The sequence below is a fragment of the Pectobacterium sp. CFBP8739 genome, assembly GCF_013449375.1.
Taxonomy (GTDB): domain Bacteria; phylum Pseudomonadota; class Gammaproteobacteria; order Enterobacterales; family Enterobacteriaceae; genus Pectobacterium.
This window is the reverse complement of record NZ_JACDRR010000001.1, coordinates 1,868-4,946: the sequence shown is the minus strand read 5'-3', so window position 1 is coordinate 4,946 and position 3,079 is coordinate 1,868. Positions and strand designations below refer to the sequence as shown.

At 52.1% G+C, this 3,079-nt stretch carries 1 rRNA gene; it reads right to left on the bottom strand.

The features are described 5' to 3' along the window. Nucleotides 1-20 precede the first annotated feature (20 nt). Nucleotides 21-2,926: ribosomal RNA gene (locus H0247_RS00010) — 23S ribosomal RNA — on the bottom strand. Between the last annotated feature and the right edge of the window lie 153 nt (nt 2,927-3,079).

Sequence of the window (3,079 nt, the reverse complement as noted above, 5' to 3'; positions counted from 1 at the left end):
CAAAACACCTTCGGTGTTGTAAGGTTAAGCCTCTCGGGTCATTAGTACTGGTTAGCTCAACGTATCGCTACGCTTACACACCCAGCCTATCTACGTCGTCGTCTTCAACGGCCCTTCAGGGACATCAAGTGTCCAGGGAAGACTCATCTCGAGGCAAGTTTCCCGCTTAGATGCTTTCAGCGGTTATCTCTTCCGCACTTAGCTACCGGGCAATGCAATTGGCATCACAACCCGTACACCAGTGGTGCGTTCACTCCGGTCCTCTCGTACTAGGAGCAACCCCTCTCAATCTTCCAACGCCCACGGCAGATAGGGACCGAACTGTCTCACGACGTTCTAAACCCAGCTCGCGTACCACTTTAAATGGCGAACAGCCATACCCTTGGGACCTACTTCAGCCCCAGGATGTGATGAGCCGACATCGAGGTGCCAAACACCGCCGTCGATATGAACTCTTGGGCGGTATCAGCCTGTTATCCCCGGAGTACCTTTTATCCGTTGAGCGATGGCCCTTCCATTCAGAACCACCGGATCACTAAGACCTGCTTTCGCACCTGCTCGAGCTGTCACTCTCGCAGTCAAGCTAGCTTATGCCTTTGCACTAACCTCCTGATGTCCGACCAGGATTAGCTAACCTTCGTGCTCCTCCGTTACGCTTTGGGAGGAGACCGCCCCAGTCAAACTACCCACCAGACACTGTCCGCAACCCGGTTTACGGGCCTACGTTAGAACATCAAACATTAAAGGGTGGTATTTCAAGGTCGGCTCCATGCAGACTGGCGTCCACACTTCAAAGCCTCCCACCTATCCTACACATCAAGGCTCAAGGTTCAGTGTCAAGCTATAGTAAAGGTTCACGGGGTCTTTCCGTCTTGCCGCGGGTACACTGCATCTTCACAGCGAGTTCAATTTCACTGAGTCTCGGGTGGAGACAGCCTGGCCATCATTACGCCATTCGTGCAGGTCGGAACTTACCCGACAAGGAATTTCGCTACCTTAGGACCGTTATAGTTACGGCCGCCGTTTACCGGGGCTTCGATCAAGAGCTTCGCCTTGCGGCTGACCCCATCAATTAACCTTCCGGCACCGGGCAGGCGTCACACCGTATACGTCCACTTTCGTGTTTGCACAGTGCTGTGTTTTTATTAAACAGTTGCAGCCAGCTGGTATCTTCGACTGGTCTCAGCTCCATCCGCAAGGGACTTCACCTTACACCAGCGTGCCTTCTCCCGAAGTTACGGCACCATTTTGCCTAGTTCCTTCACCCGAGTTCTCTCAAGCGCCTGAGTATTCTCTACCTGACCACCTGTGTCGGTTTGGGGTACGATTCGGTGTTACCTGGAGCTTAGAGGCTTTTCCTGGAAGCGTAGCATCAGTTACTTCATCACCGTAGTGACTCGTCATCACGCCTCAGTGTTAACGATGACCCGGATTTACCAAAGTCACCCACCTTCACGCTTAAACCGGGACAACCGTCGCCCGGATAACCTAGCTTTCTCCGTCCCCCCTTCGCAGTAACACCCAGTACAGGAATATTAACCTGTTTCCCATCGACTACGCTTTTCAGCCTCGCCTTAGGGGTCGACTCACCCTGCCCCGATTAACGTTGGACAGGAACCCTTGGTCTTCCGGCGTGCGGGTTTTTCACCCGCATTATCGTTACTTATGTCAGCATTCGCACTTCTGATACCTCCAGCAACCCTCACAGGCCACCTTCGCAGGCTTACAGAACGCTCCCCTACCCAACAACACTAAGTGTCGCTGCCGCAGCTTCGGTGCATGGTTTAGCCCCGTTACATCTTCCGCGCAGGCCGACTCGACCAGTGAGCTATTACGCTTTCTTTAAATGATGGCTGCTTCTAAGCCAACATCCTGGCTGTCTATGCCTTCCCACATCGTTTCCCACTTAACCATGACTTTGGGACCTTAGCTGGCGGTCTGGGTTGTTTCCCTCTTCACGACGAACGTTAGCACCCGCCGTGTGTCTCCCGTGATAACATTCTTCGGTATTCGTAGTTTGCATCGGGTTGGTAAGTCGGGATGACCCCCTAGCCGAAACAGTGCTCTACCCCCGAAGATGAATTCACGAGGCGCTACCTAAATAGCTTTCGGGGAGAACCAGCTATCTCCCGGTTTGATTGGCCTTTCACCCCCAGCCACAAGTCATCCGCTAATTTTTCAACATTAGTCGGTTCGGTCCTCCAGTTAGTGTTACCCAACCTTCAACCTGCCCATGGCTAGATCACCGGGTTTCGGGTCTATACCCTGCAACTTAACGCCCAGTTAAGACTCGGTTTCCCTGCGGCTCCCCTAAACGGTTAACCTTGCTACAGAATATAAGTCGCTGACCCATTATACAAAAGGTACGCAGTCACCTAACAAGTAGGCTCCCACTGCTTGTACGTACACGGTTTCAGGTTCTATTTCACTCCCCTCGCCGGGGTTCTTTTCGCCTTTCCCTCACGGTACTGGTTCACTATCGGTCAGTCAGGAGTATTTAGCCTTGGAGGATGGTCCCCCCATATTCAGACAGGATGTCACGTGTCCCGCCCTACTCATCGAACTCACAATCTGTGCATTTTTGTGTACGGGACTATCACCCTTTACTGTGCGACTTTCCAGACGCTTCCACTAACACACAAACTGATTCAGGTTCTGGGCTCTTCCCCGTTCGCTCGCCGCTACTGGGGGAATCTCGGTTGATTTCTTTTCCTCGGGGTACTGAGATGTTTCAGTTCCCCCGGTTCGCCTCATTAACCTATGGATTCAGTTAATGATAGTGTGTCGAAACACACTGGGTTTCCCCATTCGGGTATCGTCGGGTATAACGCTTCATATCAGCTTACCGACGCTTATCGCAGATTAGCACGCCCTTCATCGCCTCTGACTGCCTAGGCATCCACCGTGTACGCTTAGTCGCTTAACCTCACAACCCGAAGATGTCTTGAAGACACATTCGTGCTGCGATTATTTGAGAGACTCATTGACAGACTGATGCACCATTCACACCCGTAGGCATCAATGCATGTTCAGCTGTCATGTTTCAATTTTCAGCTTGTTCCAGATTGTTAAAGAGCAA